Origin of the sequence: Phyllobacterium brassicacearum (genome assembly GCF_003010955.1) — a bacterium.
Taxonomy (GTDB): Bacteria; Pseudomonadota; Alphaproteobacteria; order Rhizobiales; family Rhizobiaceae; genus Phyllobacterium; species Phyllobacterium brassicacearum.
In genome coordinates this window covers 103,274-121,911 of sequence record NZ_PGGO01000007.1, presented here as the reverse complement: position 1 = coordinate 121,911, position 18,638 = coordinate 103,274, and the positions used below count along the sequence as shown (strand labels likewise).

Here is an 18,638-nt window from a genome sequence, read left to right as displayed (position 1 = left end):
AGATGCATGAATCCGCGAAAACAACTCCGAGCACATCCCTCCCCCGCCCGTCCGGACTAAGTGGCTTTGCGTCCGATTGGGCCTCGGACCAACGGACGTTCAAGAACGTGTCCTGGGGCAAGGCCATGATGTGGATCTTCCTACTCAGCGACACCTTTGTCTTTGGATGCTTTCTGCTTGCCTATATGACGGCCCGGATGTCCACCACTGTCCCCTGGCCCAATCCCAGTGAAGTCTTCGCCCTGCATATTGGCGGCCAGGACGTCCCCCTGATCCTTATTGCCATCATGACCTTCGTGCTCATCAGCAGCAGCGGAACAATGGCAATGGCGGTCAACTATGGTTACCGGCGCGATCGCCGCAAGACAGCTATACTGATGCTTTTGACAGCTCTCTTTGGCGCGACATTTGTCGGCATGCAGGCTTTCGAATGGACCAAACTGATTATGGAAGGCGTCCGGCCTTGGGAGAATCCATTCGGCGCGGCACAATTCGGTTCAACTTTTTTCATGATCACGGGATTTCACGGAACCCACGTCACGATCGGCGTCATCTTCCTCATCATCATCGCGCGCAAGGTCTGGCGCGGAGATTTCGACACGGAGAAGCGCGGCTTTTTCACATCGAGGAAAGGTAACTACGAGATCGTCGAAATCACGGGTCTCTATTGGCATTTCGTCGATCTGGTCTGGGTATTCATCTTTGCCTTCTTCTATCTATGGTGAGGTAAGTCACATGGCACAGACCGCAGCACATAGCGCACAACCAACTGCCCAAGCGGAGCATCAGCAACATCCGATCAAGCTTTATCTGGCTGTGTGGGGACTGTTGTTCGTTCTCAGCTTCTTCTCATACCTCGTCGACTACCTCCACGTGCAGGGTTACCTCAGATGGTCGCTGATCCTGATCTTCATGGTCTTGAAGGCGGGGCTGATTGTCGCGATTTTCATGCACATGGCATGGGAGCGGCTGGCTTTGACCTATGCCATTCTGCTTCCGCCAATATTGGTGCTGGTCTTCGTCGCGATGATGGTATCAGAGGCCAATTACACGCTCCTCACCCGGTTGACCGCTTTCGGCGCTGCGCCTTGACACAAGTTCGGCGCGGCTCTTATAGCCGCGCCGTTTTTTTCAGTCCCTATCAAATTGTATGAGCTACCTACCCGCGCTGGTAACCTCGCGCGGCAGCGGTACGACGACCTTCCGGTAAAGGTGCCATGTCGCGTGTCCGAGTACGGGTATGAAGATGGCAAGCCCGACGAACAGAGTGAGGAAGCCAACCAGAAGGAGTGCCGCAACGATCAGCCCCCAAAGCGCCATCTCGACGGGATTGGTCAGTACAGCTTTTACTGAGGTGACCACCGCCGACAGTGCACCGACGTCGCGGTCGAGCAGAAGCGGAAATGCGATGACGGTTGTGCACAGAACGACGACGGCAAAGACAAAGCCGATAGCGTTGCCGAGAATGATCATTCGCTGGCCCTCAGGTGTGGTAAACACCTGGTTCAGGAAGGCACCGATGGATGCAGGCGCTTCAGCGCCAAAAAGACTCGTATACAGGCTCTGAGCTGTCAGGATCCACGCAACGAAAAGCACCAGAAGCATGATGCCTACGGCCACAATGGAAGGTATCGCGGGCGAGTGCCTGACTTCCAGGGCGTGACGCCATGACGTATCGAGATTGAGCTCGCGCCTTCGGCTGATCTCATAGAGGCCCAAAGCCGCAAATGGCCCGACCAGGGCAAAACCGGACATCAATGGAAAGAGCAGCGGCAATAAATTGGCGCCCGACGTCCAGCGCGCGAGAACCAATCCAGCAATCGGATATATCAGGCAGAGAAAAACGTAATGTGAGGGCTTATCCCAAAAGTCGTCGAGGCCTTCGCGAAGCGCAGCGAAAACATCTGCCACACTTATTCGCCGTACCTCAGGATAGACGTTTGTTTCACTTGCACCAGCGATCACATGAAATTGTGCCATGAACAATTCTCCCAATCTCGTTCGGAGCGGGAAAGGCACCGTGGCGCCGTGCAAAGGGCGGACCATGGGACCTAAACCTGCACAACTCAAAACATAACCTGATTGTCAGCAGTTTGCCAGAGAGCAACTTGATGATTGCCGATCCCGGGGAGTGCCGCTCCACAACGGCCATATAGCCGAAGCGCCAGTGTCGTATCTTGATTTGCGTGCAATTTTTTTTTCGCAACCCATACCCTTTAGTAGTTTGACTTCCTACATAACTTTACGAGGGACATGACGAGAAAGGGTGATCGTCATCTAATAAAGGACACATCTGCGTGTCTTGATTGCAACTACACAATATTACTGCAATCAGTGTCTTGCGCAGTGCAGCGACTCACCCGACACTGGTAGGTAATCGGCATGCGATCCTCTGAGCGGAGGGGCGGCCCCTTCAGCTCAAATTCCTGTGTGAGTTTGCATGCGGCTGGAGGTTGAACATGACTACGCAAGCGTCTGACGTTTTTAGTCTCTTCTCTGAAATCTACAGCAGCGAGAAGCAGGAAGAGATGAGCCTGCAGGAATATCTGCTCGCTTGCCGAAATGATCCCCGCATGTTTGCTACTGCGTCGGAGCGAATGGTTGACGCCATCGGCGAGCCGAAGCTCATCGACACCAGTGGAGATGAACGTCTCGGCCGGATCTTCCTCAATCGAACGATCAAGATTTACCCGGCGTTCGCTGATTTCTACGGAATGGAAGACACGATCGAACGCATTGTCGGCTATTTCCGGTACGCGGCGCAGGGTCTGGAAGAGCGCAAGCAGATCCTCTACCTGCTCGGACCTGTCGGCGGCGGCAAGTCCTCCCTGGCCGAGCGGCTCAAGCAATTGATGGAACACCGCCCAATCTACACACTGAAGGCCGGTAATCAGATAAGCCCGATTTTTGAATCGCCGCTTGGCCTTTTCCATCCCGATCGCATGTCCGGGCTTCTGGAAGACAAATACGGAATTGCAAGGCGCCGTCTCAATGGCTTGATCTCACCATGGGCCTCCAAACGACTTGACGAATTCGCAGGCGACATCTCGAAGTTCAGCGTGGTAAAACTCACGCCGTCCCGCTTGCGGCAAATCGGCATCGCCAAGACTGAACCGGGCGATGAGAACAACCAGGACGTTTCCTCGCTTGTCGGCAAGGTGGATATCCGCCAGCTCGAACACTTCAGCCAGTCAGACCCAGACGCCTATTCGTTCAGCGGCGGGTTGAACAGGACGACGCAGGGCATGCTCGAGTTCGTCGAAATGTTCAAAGCGCCGATCAAGGTCCTGCATCCCCTTTTGACTGCAACCCAGGAAGGTAACTACAACGGCACCGAGAACTTCGGCGCATTCCCGTTCCAGGGCATCATCCTGGCTCACTCCAACGAATCTGAATGGCTGCAATTCAAGAACAACAAGAACAACGAAGCCTTCCTCGATCGAATGTCAGTGGTCAAGGTTCCCTATTGCCTGCGGGTAACAGAAGAAAAGCAGATCTATGAGAAGCTGCTGCGTGAAAGCGAATTGCTCAACAATCCTTGCGCACCGGAAGTGCTGGAAATCCTGAGCCGTTTCACCGTGTCGACACGACTGGCCGAGCATGAGAACTCACCGCTCTACACCAAGATGCGAGTCTATGACGGCGAGAATCTCCGGGAGTCCGATCCGAAAGCCAAATCGGTGCAGGAATATCGAGATGCAGCTGGCGTGGACGAGGGCATGAACGGCATCAGCACCCGCTTTGCCTTCAAGGTATTGTCGGAAACGTTCAACTACGACACCAAGCAAGTGGCCGCCGACCCGGTGCATCTCATGTATGTACTCGAGCAGTCGGTCAAACGGGAGCAGTTCCCCCAGGAGACGGAAGCGAACTACCTCGACTTCATCAAGTCGGAACTTGCCTCACGATATGCCGAATTTATAGGCCATGAAATCCAGAAAGCCTACCTCGAATCCTATAGCGAGTACGGTCAAAATCTGTTTGACCGTTACATCGCCTATGCCGACGCCTGGATTGAAGATCAGGATTACAAGGATCCAGATACCGGCCAGATCCTGAACCGCGGGATACTCGATAGCGAGCTGTCGCAGATCGAAAAACCTGCTGGCATCGCCAACCCCAAGGACTTCCGCAATGAAGTGGTGAAATTCACCTTGCGGGCAAAGGCCAAGAACAACGGCCGCAACCCGTCATGGACGAGCTATGAAAAGCTGCGCGAGGTCATTGAGAAACGCATGTTCGGCCAAGTCGAGGATTTGCTGCCGGTCATCAGTTTTGGCTCGAAAAAGGATGGGGCTACCGAAAAGCAACATACGGAATTCGTCCAGCGTATGGTGGAACGCGGTTACACGGAGAGGCAGGTTCGCCGGTTGGTTGATTGGTACATGCGGGTAAACAAGGCGGGCTAATCGCCGGAGAGAGGTGCGTGCATGCCGAGCTTCATCGATCGCCGCCTGAATCCCAAGGACAAAAGCCTAAGCAATCGTCAGCGCTTTCTACGACGTGCGCGTGCAGAGTTGAAACGCTCTGTCCATGAGCAGATCAAGGCCGGCAAAATTGTCGATGTCGACGCCGGCCACTCCGTTCCCTTCCCTATCGATGGCACCAACGAGCCAACCTTCCAGACCGATCGCAGCACCGGGCGACGCGAACACGTTTTGCCAGGCAACCGGGATTTCGTTTCCGGTGACCGCCTCCCCAAGCCCGGCCAAAGTGGTGGAACTGGCGCTGGCAAGGGCGCCGCATCAGAAGGTGACATGGAGGATGACTTTCGCTTCGTTTTGTCCCGCGAAGAGGTCCTCGATCTCTTCTTTGAAGATCTTGAACTCCCGGACATGGTCAAGTCGAGTTTGAAGGAAGCCGTCACCTTTAAACCACGGCGCGCCGGCTTCACCATCGCCGGATCACCCACCAACATCAATGTCGGGCGCACAATGCGCAACAGCTTTGGCCGCCGCATCGCGCTGCAGCGTCCCAAGCAGGCGCAGGTGGATGCTCTGGCCGAGGAGATAACAAAACTTGAAGCAAAGGACCCGAAACCCGCTTCCGCTGCTTTCAAGCGCCTTGCCGAGTTACGACAGGAGATGGAAATCCTGCAGCGCAGGCGCAAGGTCGTTGCCTATATTGACCCGGTCGACATCCGGTTCAACCGTTTCGAGCCAATGCCGTTGCCGAACGCGAATGCCGTGATGTTTTGCCTGATGGATGTTTCAGGCTCCATGGGTGAGCGCGAAAAGGATCTCGCCAAGCGCTTCTTCGTGCTCTTGCACCTTTTTCTCAAACGGCGCTACGATCGCATCGATATCGTCTTCATCCGCCACACGCACCAGGCGCATGAGGTCGACGAGGAAACATTCTTCCGCAGCACCCAGAGCGGCGGAACCGTCGTATCGACGGCTCTTGAGGAAATGCAGCGCATCATTCTTGAGCGCTATCCCAGTCGAGACTGGAACATCTATGCCGCGCAAGCGTCCGACGGCGACAACCTCGCGGGCGATTCAGAGCACTGTGTCAACCTTTTGAACCGTGATTTGATGAAACTTTGCCAGTATTATGCTTATGTCGAGATTCTGGATGAACGCGAAAGTGCTATATTCCGATCAACCGATAACGGCACCTCGCTCTGGCGCTCCTATCGTGTTGTCGGAGAAAACTGGCGGAATTTCCAAATGACGCGAATAGCAAAGCCCGGCGATATCTACCCCGTCTTCCGTCAGCTTTTCGCCAAGCAGTCAGCTGCTGCCAAGAACAGCTAGGGTGACAACGGATGAGTAAGATCGCGGGATCGTCTGACCTTCTGTTTCATGGCTCCGATTGGACCTTCGACACCTTGTCCCGCACCTATGATGCAATCAAGGAAATTGCGATTGATGACCTTGGATTGGATGTCTATCCGAACCAGCTGGAAATCATTTCATCCGAACAAATGCTCGACGCCTATTCCTCAAACGGCATGCCGCTGATCTATCAGCATTGGTCATTCGGCAAACATTTCGTCTATGAGGATTATCTTTATCGCAAGGGGCGACGCGGCTTGGCCTACGAGATCGTAATCAATTCCAATCCTTGCATCAGCTATCTGATGGAAGAGAACACAATGGCGCTCCAGGCACTGGTGACGGCACACGCCGCCTTTGGCCACAATCACTTTTTCAAGAACAATTATCTATTCAGACAATGGACGGATGCCAGCGCAATCTTGAACTATATGGAGTTCGCTAAAGGATATGTCACGCGCTGCGAGGAGAGGTACGGTCTCGCCGCGGTCGAATCCATTCTGGACGCGGCTCATACCCTCATGGATCAAGCCGTGTTCCGTTACCGCCGGCCGCCACGCATTTCATCGGCGAAGGAGCAGGAGCGCGCTCGCGAAAGGCTGGAATATGAGGATCGCGTATTCAGCGACCTATGGCGAACCCTGCCGCATCCGAAACAAAGTGCTGATCCGAATGTCGATGAACTTGATGCCCAGGAACGCAAGAAATCACTCAACCTTCCGGAAGAAAACCTGCTTTACTTCCTCGAGAAAAACAGCCTGATCCTTGAACCTTGGCAACGCGAAATCCTGCGCATTGTCCGCATCGTCGCCCAATATTTCTATCCGCAGCGGCAGACCAAGGTGATGAACGAAGGTTGTGCCACTTTCGTCCATTACACGATCATGAATATGTTGTTTGACAAGGACCGGATTAGCGAAGGGCATTTGCTGGAGATGCTCCACAGCCACTCCAACGTTGTCTTTCAGCCGGGATTCGACGATCCACGATATTCCGGTCTCAACCCCTATGCACTCGGCTTTGGAATGATGCAGGATATCGAACGCATCTGCATGCACCCAACTTCCGAGGATCGCGACTGGTTTCCTGAATTTGCTGGCAATGGCGATTGGCGCGCCACGCTCAAGGATGCCTGGGCCAACCACCGGGACGAGTCGTTCCTTCTACAATATCTGAGCCCGGCCTTGATCCGGAAAATGCGTCTGTTTGCACTGGATGACGAGGCAAAGGAGAACCACTATAAGGTCGCCTCGATCCATAATGAACGCGGCTATGAAAAGGTTCGCAGCACCCTTTCCCGAAACTACGATCTCGGCATGAACCAGCCAAACATACAGGTTGTGGACGTAGACCTCCTTGGTAACAGGCAATTGCGCCTGCAACACACCGTGCGGGAAGGCATCGTACTCAGCGAAAGTGCACGCGACTCGACGCTGCGGCATGTGCGTCGTCTTTGGGGTTATAACGTGAGTCTCGTTGGGGTCGAGGCAAATTCAGACAAGATTCTCTACGAGACCTCGACTGACAAGCTTGTGGGATAGGCGGACACTCGCTCCCACCTTGCAAACGACTACGAGGAGACGCCGGTGCCGGGTGAACGCAAGGCAATACTCGTCCGGATAAGAGGAAGGGTTCAGGGGGTTAGTTTTCGCGTCTGGACGCGGATGGAAGCGGAAAAACTCGGACTAACGGGTTGGGTACGCAACGAAGCTGATGGTAGCGTCGCCGCACTCGTTGCCGGGTCGGATGCGGCGATAGAAATGATGCTGGCACAGTTCTGGAAAGGACCACCCGGCGCGTCGGTTGCCAGCGTAGTATTCGAGACCGCCAAAATCGGCGACATCCCAGGCACATTCAGCATCACAGGCTAACGAGATTGTGTCCTTTGGCAACGCCGCACGATATGGTGACGTTGTCATATTTGGGGCCGATTCTAATGCGTCGCATAATACTCTTCCGTCATGCCAAATCGGATTGGCCCGAGCGGGTCGATGATCATGATCGGCCGCTTGCCGAACGCGGCCGACTGGCAAGCCCGCGGATGGGTCAATACCTAGCCAAAGAGAAACTCCGGCCCGACCTCGTCGTAACATCGTCGGCGCGCCGTGCGAGAGAAACGTGGCAGCTCGCGCGGTCCGCTTTCAAGCAGGATATTCCCGAGAAGATCGAACCGCGCATCTACGACGCCGCGCCTTCCACGATCTTTGAAACCATCAAACAAACCCCGCCCGATGTTCGTGTGCTGCTGCTCGTTGGACACAATCCCGGCTTTCACGAACTCGCGCTCAGCCTCATCGGAGAAGCGCGACCGGCAGACATGTCAAGGCTACAGCATAAATACCCGACGGCCGGACTTGCCGTGATCGATTTTGATATCGCGGCCTGGACAGAGCTGCGCGAGCACCTTGGCCAACTCGAACGATTTGAAACGCCGAAATCCGTTCAAGGCAGGTAGCACACACGGTCGGCTCGCTGGGCTCTGCGTCACATCTATAGCCTGTCTGCGGATGGGGAGCACGGAGCTTAATCCAGTCCTTGCGGCCACTGGCGGCCGTTAAGAATGCCGTTGGCTAACGAAATCTCGATGCATGACTTTCTTGATCAAGATCCGCAGGTCAGAGAATATTGCAGAACTAATTGGAATACTAATCTATCAACAATAAGTATTATACGCCGTTTATTAAAAAGATTAATGAAGTCTTAAGGTGCTTGACACTGCTTTTGACAGCGTGCTTATTTTGCTCTGCAAGTTGTAAGACGTTATCAACCGCCCTCCACAATTTGTAGTCTGGCCACAGCTTTAAAAGAGCTCTCGGAAAGGTATAATCGTGTCAAGTAGTAACGTATCACTGATTGAATCCTCGATTGCACCGGCCAGCAGCCCTTTAGTAGAACGACATACAACAATCGATCACTGTCATGCAGTGTGGAGTCAATTTGGATTACGGATCCCGCGTGTAGCGCTTTTTCCGGACGCAGTCGTCCCGCACTCGCGCTACCTTCGCGAAGTGTTTGATGTTGTCGACAACGGCGACGTCGACGCTGTTTTGCTGACCAATGACAAGCAGCTGTTTGCCCTGGACAAGTTCCGCAGCGCGCGCGATTTGTTCCTCGTCCCGGTAATAAATGTAACCGGAAAATCCAGCCCCGCCGCGGACGTGAATTTCAATCTGAGGAACGCTCAATCCTGGGTTGAAACCGCGTCTCGCATCAAGCAGTTCTCCGAGCGGCGGGCCCGTCTGTCGTACCGGTTTCATTCACCCAGTTCACCAGCCGTACGTATGCTTGCATACCTGTTCGTATCAGGGGACGACCTCACCCCGGTGAGACAGCCGGACTCCCCATATTACTTTGCCTATAAGGGCTTTCCGAATACGCGCTCGACGATGCTGGTCGCGGAGGCGCTTGCCGACAAAGGTTGGCTGGAACGGAGCTTTTTTGACCGGCATCACGAATGCGCGGGCTGCCATTCCCATCGTTTGATTGTTCGGGAGGAATGTCCGGCTTGCCATTCGCCGAATCTGTCGGAAGTGGATCTGATCCATCACTATAGCTGCGCAAAGCTGAGCCCGGAAGACGATTTTCGTCGGGGAACTGCGCTGGTTTGCCCGAAGTGCAGCAAGCAATTGCGCCACTATGGCAAGGACTACGACAAACCAGGGCGTGTCGAATTCTGCGGCCGGTGCCAAAAGACAACCTCGGAACCTGCGATCGGCTTCGTCTGCCAGGATTGCGGAATGCGGGTGGATGGCGATGCGGTCAACGTAACTGACGTCTTCTCGTACTCCTTGTCGGATCAAGCTGGAGCATTGCTCGCAACCGAAACGGCCGAAGTCGAGTATTTCCCCAAGGCCCTGTTGCAGGCCTTCCCCGATGAACTCCAGAGGAGAGTTCTTCAGCTCTCCCACTCCAAGGAGTGCGCACCTGATTTCGTCGTCGCGGAAATCCAGTACGGCGCGCGGGACGACTTGCTTCGAAACAAAGGCGAAGCGGCCTTCCGTTCAATGCGAAAACTCTTGGCTGATAATCTTCAGGGATTACTCGGCGACAATGCATCCGTCCACTCATCGCACGACCGGGATTATGTGCTTTTCCTGGGTGTCGACGAAACCGGGCTGGGTGCCTACTCGGCGAGCATGTTGAATCGTTCTGAGTCCGTCCTGTTCGACAAGCTGCATCCTACGTTGCTGGTATTGTGGTCTGGACGTGAAGGAACAGAGCGGTGAACGATCTCGATATTGGATTGTCGTTTCTTCTCAACCAAACAACCGCAAGCCTGGTTGCGGTCTTTTGGTACACGCTGATCTTTGATGTCCCCAGATACGTTCTGCCATTTGCTTTTGCCGCCGTCACGATGCGCAATCGCGCCTCCGGCGATGACCCGGCACCCACGATTCAGGAGATTGCGCCCGCCGGGGTAAGTATCGTTCTCATCGGTCACAACGAGGCCGACTCAATCGGTGCATGTGTTCGTTCCTTGAAGGAACAGTCCTTTTCAGATTTTGAGATCGTCATCGTAAGCGACGGCTCAACGGATGGCATGAGCAAGGTCGCACGGGAAATGGTACGGAACGGAGAGGCCACCTGCATTCTTTCCACGGGCGTTCGAGGCGGAAAGGCGAGCGGGACCAATCTCGCATGCGAGATCGCGCGAGGCGACATCATCATCAATATCGACTGCGATTGTTCATTCGACCGGTTCGCAATCGAGCAGCTTCTGAAGCCGTTTGAAGACCCAAGGGTTGGTGCAGCTTGTGGCGACATTGCCCCACGCAATGCGAATTCCAGCGTCGTTTCGCAGTTTCAGGAAATAGAATATCTGGAGTCCATCTCCGTTGGCAAACGGTTCAGCGCAGCCATCAACCAGGTGACATGCGCCTCTGGCGCCTTCAGTGCGTTTCGCCGGACAGCCCTGCGCGAGGTCGGCGGGCTGGACGTTGGCGGCGGTGAGGATCTCGATGTCACCTTGCGGTTGAGGCAGGCGGGGTGGCGCATTGCCTATGTGCCGGATGCCGTATGCTATACGGATGTTCCCGTCACCGTTTATAGCTACATCCGGCAACGCCTGCGCTGGGAGCGCGACGCGGTATGGATCCGGTTTCGTAAACATCGCCGATTACTGAATCCGTTCAATCCGAAGTTTCGATTGGCCGAAGCCTTTCATCAGTGCGACTTCGTGCTGTTCAATGTTGTCGGGACTTGCATATTTCCCGTCTACGTTGCCTGGGTTGCGATCAATTTCGGTGCGCTTGCTATTCCGATCCTGATTGCGATGCAAATCGCACTGCTGACCTTGGACGCGTTTATGCTGGCGCTATCGTGCTGGACGACCGGGCGTGACACTTTCTGGCGAAACCTGCTGTTCCTCCCCGGCTACTCGATATTCATGTCTTACGTGATGCGAAGCGTGCGCCTCCTGGCCTACATCGACGAGTGGTTTTTCTCCGGATCCCACCGGGACAACTACACCCCCTTAAAAGTCCGTCACGAACGTGCATGGTGAGGCTCCCAAATGAAATATATCCGAAAAAGACTACGCATCGATAACCTCGACAGGCAACAACGATCTGCATCCGGAAGATTGGGCAGGTCGGTATACTTGGCAGTTTTGGTGGCGTTTGCTCTCTGGCTCGGCAATTATCTGGTCGGTAGCATGTTCATACTGTCGGCGGACGGTATTGTCCTGAACCAGCGTTTTGCGGTTTCCGCGAGCTATCCGGCGACAATCACCAAGGTACTCGTCAGCGAAGGGGACAGCGTTACCGAGGGAATGCCCCTCGTTGAGCTCGAATCTTTCGAGATGGTGAAGGAGATTGCCGAACTTTCAGTCCGCACGAGCGAACTTGCCGTAAGGGAAGGCGAATTGCGCGGGAAGGCGACCACAATCATGCAACTCTTGCCGCTGGCGCAGCGATCGGCGCGTGAAAGCAACGACGCAGTTGCTCGCCTTGACCGGGTTTCCGCACGAGGCCTCGTGCTGGGCGAGAGGCGCGACGAAGCTCTGACGGCCAATTTTCAAGCCGCAGAACGTTATTCCGGGCTAACAGCTCAGGCCACGGTCACGGAAAACGAACTTCGGGTTGTCGAGAAGTCCAGGCAAGGCGCCGCCGATGCGGTCAGCAAGCTGGAAGGGATTTATAATCAGGGCAAGATAAGAGCAGCGGCGTCGGGAGTCGTAGGCTCCAAAATCCCGGTCCCGGGACAGGTCGTGCGCCTGGGGGATGAGCTGCTTCAAATCAATGGAGGCAAGTCCTATCTGTTTGCTTATTTGCCTGAACAGTATCTCTTTCCGATCACGGCGGGCATGAAGGTCGAGGTTAGCGGTGGCAACAACCGCACAACCGGAACGATCGAAAAGGTATTGCCCATCGCGGATGCATTGCCTGCAGAATTCCAGAACATGCTTCGGCCGCGTGATCGGTCCCGCCTGATCCGCATCGCACTGCCCGAAAATCACCCATTTGCAATGACCCAGAAAGTGGTCATTCGAGGCTGCGTCGCCGGCTGGTGCTGGGTACAGTAGTCCTGGAGCAGCCGGGGGGCCCTTGAGGCTCTCAAATCATGGCTGGCGAATACGGGCCCGATATGACCGTTAAATTCGCCGCGGGTTGACACCGATGTGTTCACTTGAGGCTGGTCATGATACGCTAGGAAACTGGCATTGAAATGACGCAATGCGCCCCGCTGTTCAGCCCGCATTGCTCTGGGTGTCGATCATTTACAAAGAAGCTGGAGAACGACGATGGGCCTTCGTATAAACGATACTGCACCGGATTTCACCGCCGAGACCACGCAGGGAGAAATCCATTTCCACGATTGGATCAAGGACAGCTATGCCGTGCTGTTCAGCCATCCGAAGAATTTCACACCGGTCTGCACGACCGAACTCGGCTACATGGCTGGGCTTGCCCCCGAATTCGCGAAACGAAACGCCAAAATCATTGGCATTTCGGTCGATCCCGTTGAGAGCCATGACAAGTGGAAGGCTGACATCAAGGCCGCGACCGGTCATGAGGTGGACTATCCCCTCATCGGCGACAGGGACCTGAAGGTAGCAAAACTTTACGATATGCTGCCGGCCGAGGCAGGCGACACATCGGAGGGCCGCACACCGGCCGACAACGCAACCGTGCGTTCCGTTTTCGTTATCGGCCCCGACAAGAAAGTGAAGCTCACGATCACATATCCGATGACGACCGGCCGCAATTTCGATGAGATATTGCGCGCCATCGACAGCATCCAGCTGACCGCGAAGCATCAGGTGGCAACACCTGCCCAGTGGAAACAGGGCGAGGATGTCATCATCACGGCGGCGGTGTCGGACGAGGATGCTACACAACGCTTCGGCACATTCGAGCGCGTGCTGCCCTATCTGCGCAAAACCAAACAGCCGGTAAACTGAGCGCAATCAATCTTTGCCAAGGGAACCTGCCGGACCATGAACATGGGCCCGGCAGCTTGTATCGGATGCCCAAGCAATCTGATAGTGATGAATACTGCTGCTTTTTGAGAAGAGACCCGTCGACTTCCTGAAGGGTACAGGAATGGCAAAGAAAAGCCGAGAGTTAAAGGTTACGCGCATCGAGCGGACAGGTCTCTATGCGGCGCGTCAGTTTCTTGACCGTGCACTTGAGGAAGCGTTGAAGCTTCGGATCCCTTTTGATGTCTATTTTCAAGATCCACTGGTTGCCGAAGAAAACCCCAAGCTAGCATTTGACGAAGATAATTTCGTTCCCTGGGAGCCCGGTATCGGGGATGGACCAACGAGCGCGCGTTTCGCCGTCGTCGATTATGACGGCAGCACCGAGATGCTGTCACCTCCGGCACGTTGGGACGAAAAGCTCAACGCCTTCGTCGATCCGAAGGGAAAAACTCTCAATCGGCACAACAAGGATTCCTTGCAGTTTCACCAGGTTAACGTATGGGCGATTTTGCAACGTGCGCTGGACTTTTTCGAGAATGGTTTTGGCCTTGGACGACCCATTCTGTGGGGGGTTGAAGGCAGCCGATTGATCGTCGTTCCCCATGCTGGCTATGGTGAGAACGCCTTCTACGACCGGCAGAGCAAATCGTTGCAGTTTTACTACTTCGACCGCGACAAGGAGCGCATCTTTACGTGTCTCTCGACCGACATCATCAATCACGAATTCGGGCACGCCGTGCTGGACGGGATACGGCCACACTTCATCGAATCCGTTCTCCCGGAGACGGCAGCATTCCATGAATTCATGGGCGACCTCACTGCCATTTTGATCACATTCCGCAACAACGCCTTTCGTCAGCAACTCATTGCCGAAACAAAAGGGGATCTGGAGAGTGAAAGCACGCTTTCGAAGCTTGCCGAGCAGTTCGGCAAGCATGTTGTGAACAAGCCCTATCTGCGCAGCGCCAGAAACGATCTGAAATATGCGGACGTCGCAAACGATCAGCGACCGCATTTTATGTCGCAGGTCCTCACTGGAGCGATGTTCGACATCGTCCTCCGACTGTCCAAATACTATGTGGCCGAAAGAAATCGCACAGTGCCTCAGGCGTTCTGGGATACTATCCAGCGCATGCAGAACATGGCTGTTCAGCCACTCGATCTGCTCCCGCCCGTTGACGTCACTTTCCGGGACTACGCATTGGCCGTGTTGCGCGCTGAGGAGATCGCCAATCCGACGGACCCCGACGGCTACCGCGTCATGATGCTTGATGTTTTCGAGCGCCGGGGCATCCTCGAACCATCCGAAACTGCCGCACTCAAAATCTCGCATCATGTGTTCGATCGTCTGGATTTGGATGTCTTCTATGACGTCGACAGGATTGCGAGTTCTCGTGCCGAAGCATATCGCTTCCTCGATGATAATCGCAAAGCACTCTTCATTCCCTATGGCGCTGACATCGTCGTCGCTGAACTTTGCACGGCTCAGAAACTCACCCGGCAGGCGCGACGGCAGCCCAGGCAAATTCTGCTTCAGTACATCTGGCGGGAAGATATCATCCTCAAGGGTGATGAGTTTGGCCGCTTCAACGGGCAGATAGCGAGCTTTCTCTGCGGAGGTACGCTTGCCCTCGATGAAAACGGCAACGTCCTGGCATGGGCGCGCAAGCCTGGTACTCTTCCACTTGCCCGCCCAGGCAAAGCGGCTGACGAGGAAGCCCAGGAAGGCAAGAAACGACGTGACGCTTTTCTTGCCGCCTTGGCGCAGCGCATCAAAGCAGGACGTATAGGCACAGCAATCGGTGGCGAAAGAGGATTGCTGGCGAAAAGCGTGGCGCCTCTTACATCGCGCACGGTCAACGGAGCGGTGCGGTTTGAACTCTCACCCCACATTGGCATCCACGACGATGAACATGATGTGCTGGGAGGCCGCTCATGGCAGATAAGCTCCTAGTCAGGGCCTATAATGTTGAGGTCGGCGACTGCTTGTATTGCCGTATTCCGAAAGCACACACCGTCGGCAACATGGTCGATGATTTTCACATATTGATCGATTGCGGATCGGTCGGTGGTATCATCCACCTGAAGGCCGCAATCGAAAATCTGCAAACCATGTTGCCCGATGCAGGGAACAGCAAGAAGCGTCTCGATCTGCTGGTTGTCACGCATGAGCACAAGGACCACATTGCCGGCTTCGATCCGGAGTTCTTCAAGCGCATCAAGATTGAGAACATCTGGATGAGTGCGGCAATGGACCCAGCGCATCCGCAGGCTTCAGCGACCCATCAGCTGCATGACATGGCGACGATTGCCATGCGCAACATCGCGCGCATGAATGTTGCCCTGAGTCCGGAGTTGCAGGACCTTGTCGCGCTCTACGGCATTGACAATGATGGTGCCACGGAAGCCCTGCGAACGACCTTGCCTGCGGCCAATGGTATTGCGCCAACCTATGTTCACGCCGGGATGACGCCAGCCGAGCTCGGGCTATCGTCGCTGACCGGCACGACAATCAAGGTCCTCAGTCCGGAACGCGACATCGATCACTTCTATCTTGGCAAGGATTCCGACGAAATACTTCACGGGTTCTCCTCCTCCATCGTGAGCCTGCGGAACACTTCAAAGAAGAAAACAGAAATGTTTCCCGCAAACATCGGCAAATCAGATTTCCGTCAGCTGCAATCCCGCATGATGTCCGGTGCTTTCGCCTTTGCTGAATTGTCGAGCACCGTCACCAACAACACAAGCGTTGTCCTTCTCATCGAATGGCAAGGAAAGCGGCTGCTCTTCGTCGGCGATGCAGAATGGAATACGACCTTCCGTGAGGCGAAGGCGAATGGTGCCTGGAACGTCATGTGGCACCAGCGCAAGCCAGAGCTGAACGCCGCGATCGATTTCTTGAAGATCGGCCATCACGGCAGCGAGAATGCGACACCCTGGAACGATCAGGCCGATGGGCAGGTGACTGAGCCAAGTGCGATACTCGATGCCATATTACCCTTGCCGGCCAACAATTCCCGCCCCACGGCGAAGGCTGCCGTATCGACAAAACGCAAGAACTACGAAACGATACCACGCTCGGAACTTCTCAAGGAGCTTGGCAGGCGCGTTCAAAACGTACGGAATTATCAGCAGCGTCTCGGAGTCGCTGCTTTCGATCTTCCGAAATATGACGAGTTCGAAAAGAACTGGCTCGATGCCCCTCAACCTTGGCGGACAGATTGCGAGAATGCCCTGAGCGGCAATGATTTTGTCGACATCGAGATTGAGAGCTAATTCAGGCCAGCGCATCCGTACGAGCCGACCTTATCAGTGCCCGATACCGGCGCATGTCTGGATCAGGGACGCGACTTAGCGGTCGTGTCCTTTTCGGGCTCTGATCGCATACCGATGTTGAGTAGTCCTCGCCCATCCCTTCAGCAAGCTGAAATTCTTGGACTGTGCACGGTGGATTGCGCGCATGTTCGTATCAATCGCGACATCGGCGAAGCCTGTCTGACGCAGCAAGTCCGCCACGGCGTCGGCGCGTGCGCCTTTTGAGAAATGCACGCGAGAGAGAATATTGCGATGGGTGTCCAAAAGATCCGGCGAGCGGACCGCGTCGGCCTTCACGATTCCCAAGTGTTGGCAAACAGTGGCAAATCGGACGATCAGCCGCTCCAACCGGTTCGAATTGACGAAATCCCCGTCAACGATGAGCAATGTACCGCCGGGTTTGAGGATGCGAAGCCATTCGGCAAAGGCGGCAGCTGGATTAACCAGCGTCCAGACCAGGTGCCGATTGATGATGGCATCGTATTGGTCCGTTGGCTCCATCGTGTTCTCGGCATCGCCCAGACGGAAAGCAATCCTGCGTCCCCGGGCTTTGGCCTTGGCGCGTGCGAGCTCAAGCATTGGCTCCGCCCAATCGATCCCTGTTACCTCGAAGCCGAGGTCATCCATGAGGTGTGACACGACACCTGTTCCACTGGCGAGATCAAGTGCTTTACGCCCCCTGCCCTCGCCCAGATGCCTGAGGATGAGATGGTGCCATGCGGCACGCTCGTCCTCGGAGAATATCTCGTGCCCGGGCGACTGATCAAAGGTTGCGGCACGCTCCGACCAATAGGCTTTGATTTCGTCACGAAGATTGAAATTGGATCCGTGCGCTAGGTTGTCCATCGTGACGTCCTGTGGGTTTGGCTGGAAGCGTTCTAAAAGATAAATGTTGACGGTTAAAGTCATGAAATAATAGAACGCATCAGCTTTCCACTGGAGTTACGAAGAATGCGTTTTCTTGGCAAGGCGGCTTTGGCTGCCATGGGTCTGACCATTTTCTTTTCCGACCATGCTCTTGCGGAAAAGATCACCATCAAGGATGTGACCGGGCGCGATGTTGAAGTCAACGCTCCAGTCGGACATGTCATTCTTGGGGAAGGCCGGCAGATTTATTTCGTCGCTGCGCTCGATAAGAATGAACCGTTCAAGCGTATAGTCGGCTGGCGCGACGATCTGACAAAGGCGGATCCCGAAAGCTACGCTGCCTATCTCGCGAAATATCCCGACATTGCCAAACTCCCGACCTTCGGGGGCATGAAGGACGGGACATTCGACGTGGAACAGGCGGTCGCATTGAAGCCGGACGTCATCATCATGAATGTCGACGCCAAGACTGCAACGGAAGAAGCAGGCTACATCGAGAAACTCGGCAAAGTGGGTATACCGCTGGTCTATGTCGACTTCCGCGAAAAGCCGATGGAAAACACCGAACCGAGCATGCGCATTATCGGCAAGCTCTTCGGCAAGGAAGCAAAGGCCGAGGAATTCATCAAGTTCCGCGCCGATAATATTGCCAGGGTCACTGACATTCTGACCCGGGAAAATCCGGCGAAACCGCTTGTCTTCATCGAGCGTGCCGGAGGCTATTCTGACGATTGCTGCATGTCATTTGGCAATGAGAACTTTGGCAAAATGGTCGAGTTCGCTGGCGGCACCAATATGGCCAAGGACATCATTCCAGGCACGTTTGGCACGGTCAATCCAGAGCAGATCATAGCCTCGAACCCGGATCAGATCATCATCACCGGCGGCAATTGGCAGGGCTATGTCCCCGGCGGTGACTGGGTCGGCGTCGGCTACGGCGCGGACGAAAAGGAAGCGCTCCGCAAGCTGGAGAACTTGACGAAGCGTCCTGCTTTCACAGGCGTCAAGGCGGTCAGAGAGGGCAATGTCCACGCCATCTGGCACCAGTTCTACAACAACCCCTACCAGTTCGTCGCCATCCAGGAGATCGCCAAGTGGTTGCACCCGGATCTCTTCAAGGATCTGGATCCCGAGACGACGTTTAAGGAATTGCATGAACGTTTTCTGCCGCTTCCGTACAAGGAAGGCTACTTCGTCTCTCTGCGCGCCGAAGGCTAGCGCGCAGCGGCTCCCCGCTTTCTTTAAAGAGGTTTGCA

The 18,638-nt window shown here is 55.0% G+C and carries 17 protein-coding genes; 14 read left to right on the top strand and 3 right to left on the bottom strand.

Features of this window, described 5'->3' with window-relative positions; all coding sequences use genetic code 11:
* Positions 1-2: 2 nt before the first annotated feature.
* A complete protein-coding gene (locus CU102_RS11125) occupies positions 3-725 on the top strand; it encodes a heme-copper oxidase subunit III family protein (RefSeq protein ID WP_106711169.1) in 723 nt (240 codons plus the stop codon).
* A gap of 10 nt (positions 726-735) precedes the next feature.
* Positions 736-1,092 (top strand): cytochrome C oxidase subunit IV family protein, encoded by a 357-nt coding sequence (locus tag CU102_RS11120; protein ID WP_106711168.1) that lies wholly within the window; start codon positions 736-738, stop codon positions 1,090-1,092.
* Positions 1,093-1,155: 63 nt separating this feature from the next.
* Here CU102_RS11120 and CU102_RS11115 read toward each other — a convergent pair whose 3' ends face one another.
* Positions 1,156-1,980, bottom strand: a complete 825-nt coding sequence (locus CU102_RS11115; RefSeq protein WP_106711167.1) for a DUF2189 domain-containing protein — start codon at positions 1,978-1,980, stop codon at positions 1,156-1,158.
* Between the two features lie 479 nt (positions 1,981-2,459).
* On the opposite strand from CU102_RS11115, the gene CU102_RS11110 reads away from it, so the two are divergent.
* The 5 genes from CU102_RS11110 (at position 2,460) to CU102_RS11090 (ending at position 8,232) form a co-directional block, all read left to right on the top strand.
* Complete coding sequence (locus CU102_RS11110) at positions 2,460-4,409, top strand: PrkA family serine protein kinase (RefSeq protein WP_106711166.1); 1,950 nt, start codon at positions 2,460-2,462, stop codon at positions 4,407-4,409.
* Between the two features lie 21 nt (positions 4,410-4,430).
* Positions 4,431-5,756 (top strand): YeaH/YhbH family protein, encoded by a 1,326-nt coding sequence (locus CU102_RS11105; RefSeq protein ID WP_106711165.1) that lies wholly within the window; start codon positions 4,431-4,433, stop codon positions 5,754-5,756.
* Between the two features lie 11 nt (positions 5,757-5,767).
* Positions 5,768-7,318: a SpoVR family protein gene (locus CU102_RS11100; RefSeq protein WP_106711164.1), complete on the top strand. Its 1,551-nt coding sequence runs from the start codon at positions 5,768-5,770 to the stop codon at positions 7,316-7,318.
* A 45-nt stretch (positions 7,319-7,363) separates the two neighbouring features.
* Positions 7,364-7,648, top strand: a complete 285-nt coding sequence (locus CU102_RS11095; protein WP_106711163.1) for an acylphosphatase — start codon at positions 7,364-7,366, stop codon at positions 7,646-7,648.
* Positions 7,649-7,713: 65 nt separating this feature from the next.
* Positions 7,714-8,232 (top strand): SixA phosphatase family protein, encoded by a 519-nt coding sequence (locus CU102_RS11090; RefSeq protein ID WP_106711162.1) that lies wholly within the window; start codon positions 7,714-7,716, stop codon positions 8,230-8,232.
* A 487-nt stretch (positions 8,233-8,719) separates the two neighbouring features.
* On the opposite strand, the gene CU102_RS11085 is transcribed toward CU102_RS11090, so the two are convergent.
* Positions 8,720-9,034 carry a hypothetical protein gene (locus CU102_RS11085; protein WP_106711161.1) on the bottom strand — a complete coding sequence of 105 codons (315 nt, stop codon included), beginning with the start codon at positions 9,032-9,034 and terminating at the stop codon, positions 8,720-8,722.
* Here CU102_RS11085 and CU102_RS11080 point away from each other — a divergent pair.
* The 6 genes from CU102_RS11080 (at position 8,936) to CU102_RS11055 (ending at position 16,476) form a co-directional block, all read left to right on the top strand.
* Positions 8,936-10,003: a TackOD1 domain-containing metal-binding protein gene (locus CU102_RS11080; protein ID WP_280951895.1), complete on the top strand. Its 1,068-nt coding sequence runs from the start codon at positions 8,936-8,938 to the stop codon at positions 10,001-10,003. The two genes, CU102_RS11085 and CU102_RS11080, sit on opposite strands and share 99 nt — an antisense overlap.
* On the top strand, positions 10,000-11,280 hold the full coding sequence (locus CU102_RS11075; RefSeq protein WP_106711159.1) for a glycosyltransferase family 2 protein: 1,281 nt from the start codon (positions 10,000-10,002) through the stop codon (positions 11,278-11,280). Before CU102_RS11080 ends, CU102_RS11075 begins: the two co-directional genes overlap by 4 nt.
* A gap of 108 nt (positions 11,281-11,388) precedes the next feature.
* Positions 11,389-12,300: an HlyD family secretion protein gene (locus CU102_RS11070; RefSeq protein WP_245425297.1), complete on the top strand. Its 912-nt coding sequence runs from the start codon at positions 11,389-11,391 to the stop codon at positions 12,298-12,300.
* Between the two features lie 219 nt (positions 12,301-12,519).
* Positions 12,520-13,179, top strand: coding sequence for a peroxiredoxin (locus CU102_RS11065; protein ID WP_106711157.1), 660 nt, complete (start codon positions 12,520-12,522; stop codon positions 13,177-13,179).
* Positions 13,180-13,321: 142 nt separating this feature from the next.
* On the top strand, positions 13,322-15,154 hold the full coding sequence (locus CU102_RS11060) for a gluzincin family metallopeptidase (protein WP_106711156.1): 1,833 nt from the start codon (positions 13,322-13,324) through the stop codon (positions 15,152-15,154).
* Positions 15,136-16,476 carry an MBL fold metallo-hydrolase gene (locus CU102_RS11055; RefSeq protein ID WP_106711155.1) on the top strand — a complete coding sequence of 447 codons (1,341 nt, stop codon included), beginning with the start codon at positions 15,136-15,138 and terminating at the stop codon, positions 16,474-16,476. Before CU102_RS11060 ends, CU102_RS11055 begins: the two co-directional genes overlap by 19 nt.
* A gap of 75 nt (positions 16,477-16,551) precedes the next feature.
* Here CU102_RS11055 and CU102_RS11050 read toward each other — a convergent pair whose 3' ends face one another.
* A complete protein-coding gene (locus tag CU102_RS11050; protein ID WP_106711154.1) occupies positions 16,552-17,361 on the bottom strand; it encodes a class I SAM-dependent methyltransferase in 810 nt (269 codons plus the stop codon).
* A gap of 105 nt (positions 17,362-17,466) precedes the next feature.
* Between CU102_RS11050 and CU102_RS11045 the strand changes: the two genes are divergently transcribed.
* Positions 17,467-18,600: an ABC transporter substrate-binding protein gene (locus CU102_RS11045; protein ID WP_106711153.1), complete on the top strand. Its 1,134-nt coding sequence runs from the start codon at positions 17,467-17,469 to the stop codon at positions 18,598-18,600.
* Positions 18,601-18,638 lie beyond the last annotated feature (38 nt).

Excerpts from the sequence above, each read along its gene's own strand:
- CU102_RS11125 (WP_106711169.1), top strand. The coding sequence starts at position 3 with ATGCATGAATCCGCGAAAACAACTCCGAGCACATCCCTCCCCCGCCCG.
- CU102_RS11120 (WP_106711168.1), top strand. The coding sequence starts at position 736 with ATGGCACAGACCGCAGCACATAGCGCACAACCAACTGCCCAAGCGGAG.
- CU102_RS11115 (WP_106711167.1), bottom strand. The coding sequence starts at position 1,980 with ATGGCACAATTTCATGTGATCGCTGGTGCAAGTGAAACAAACGTCTAT.
- CU102_RS11110 (WP_106711166.1), top strand. The coding sequence starts at position 2,460 with ATGACTACGCAAGCGTCTGACGTTTTTAGTCTCTTCTCTGAAATCTAC.
- CU102_RS11105 (WP_106711165.1), top strand. The coding sequence starts at position 4,431 with ATGCCGAGCTTCATCGATCGCCGCCTGAATCCCAAGGACAAAAGCCTA.
- CU102_RS11100 (WP_106711164.1), top strand. The coding sequence starts at position 5,768 with ATGAGTAAGATCGCGGGATCGTCTGACCTTCTGTTTCATGGCTCCGAT.
- CU102_RS11090 (WP_106711162.1), top strand. The coding sequence starts at position 7,714 with ATGCGTCGCATAATACTCTTCCGTCATGCCAAATCGGATTGGCCCGAG.
- CU102_RS11085 (WP_106711161.1), bottom strand. The coding sequence starts at position 9,034 with ATGAAACCGGTACGACAGACGGGCCCGCCGCTCGGAGAACTGCTTGAT.
- CU102_RS11065 (WP_106711157.1), top strand. The coding sequence starts at position 12,520 with ATGGGCCTTCGTATAAACGATACTGCACCGGATTTCACCGCCGAGACC.
- CU102_RS11060 (WP_106711156.1), top strand. The coding sequence starts at position 13,322 with ATGGCAAAGAAAAGCCGAGAGTTAAAGGTTACGCGCATCGAGCGGACA.
- CU102_RS11055 (WP_106711155.1), top strand. The coding sequence starts at position 15,136 with ATGGCAGATAAGCTCCTAGTCAGGGCCTATAATGTTGAGGTCGGCGAC.
- CU102_RS11050 (WP_106711154.1), bottom strand. The coding sequence starts at position 17,361 with ATGGACAACCTAGCGCACGGATCCAATTTCAATCTTCGTGACGAAATC.
- CU102_RS11045 (WP_106711153.1), top strand. The coding sequence starts at position 17,467 with ATGCGTTTTCTTGGCAAGGCGGCTTTGGCTGCCATGGGTCTGACCATT.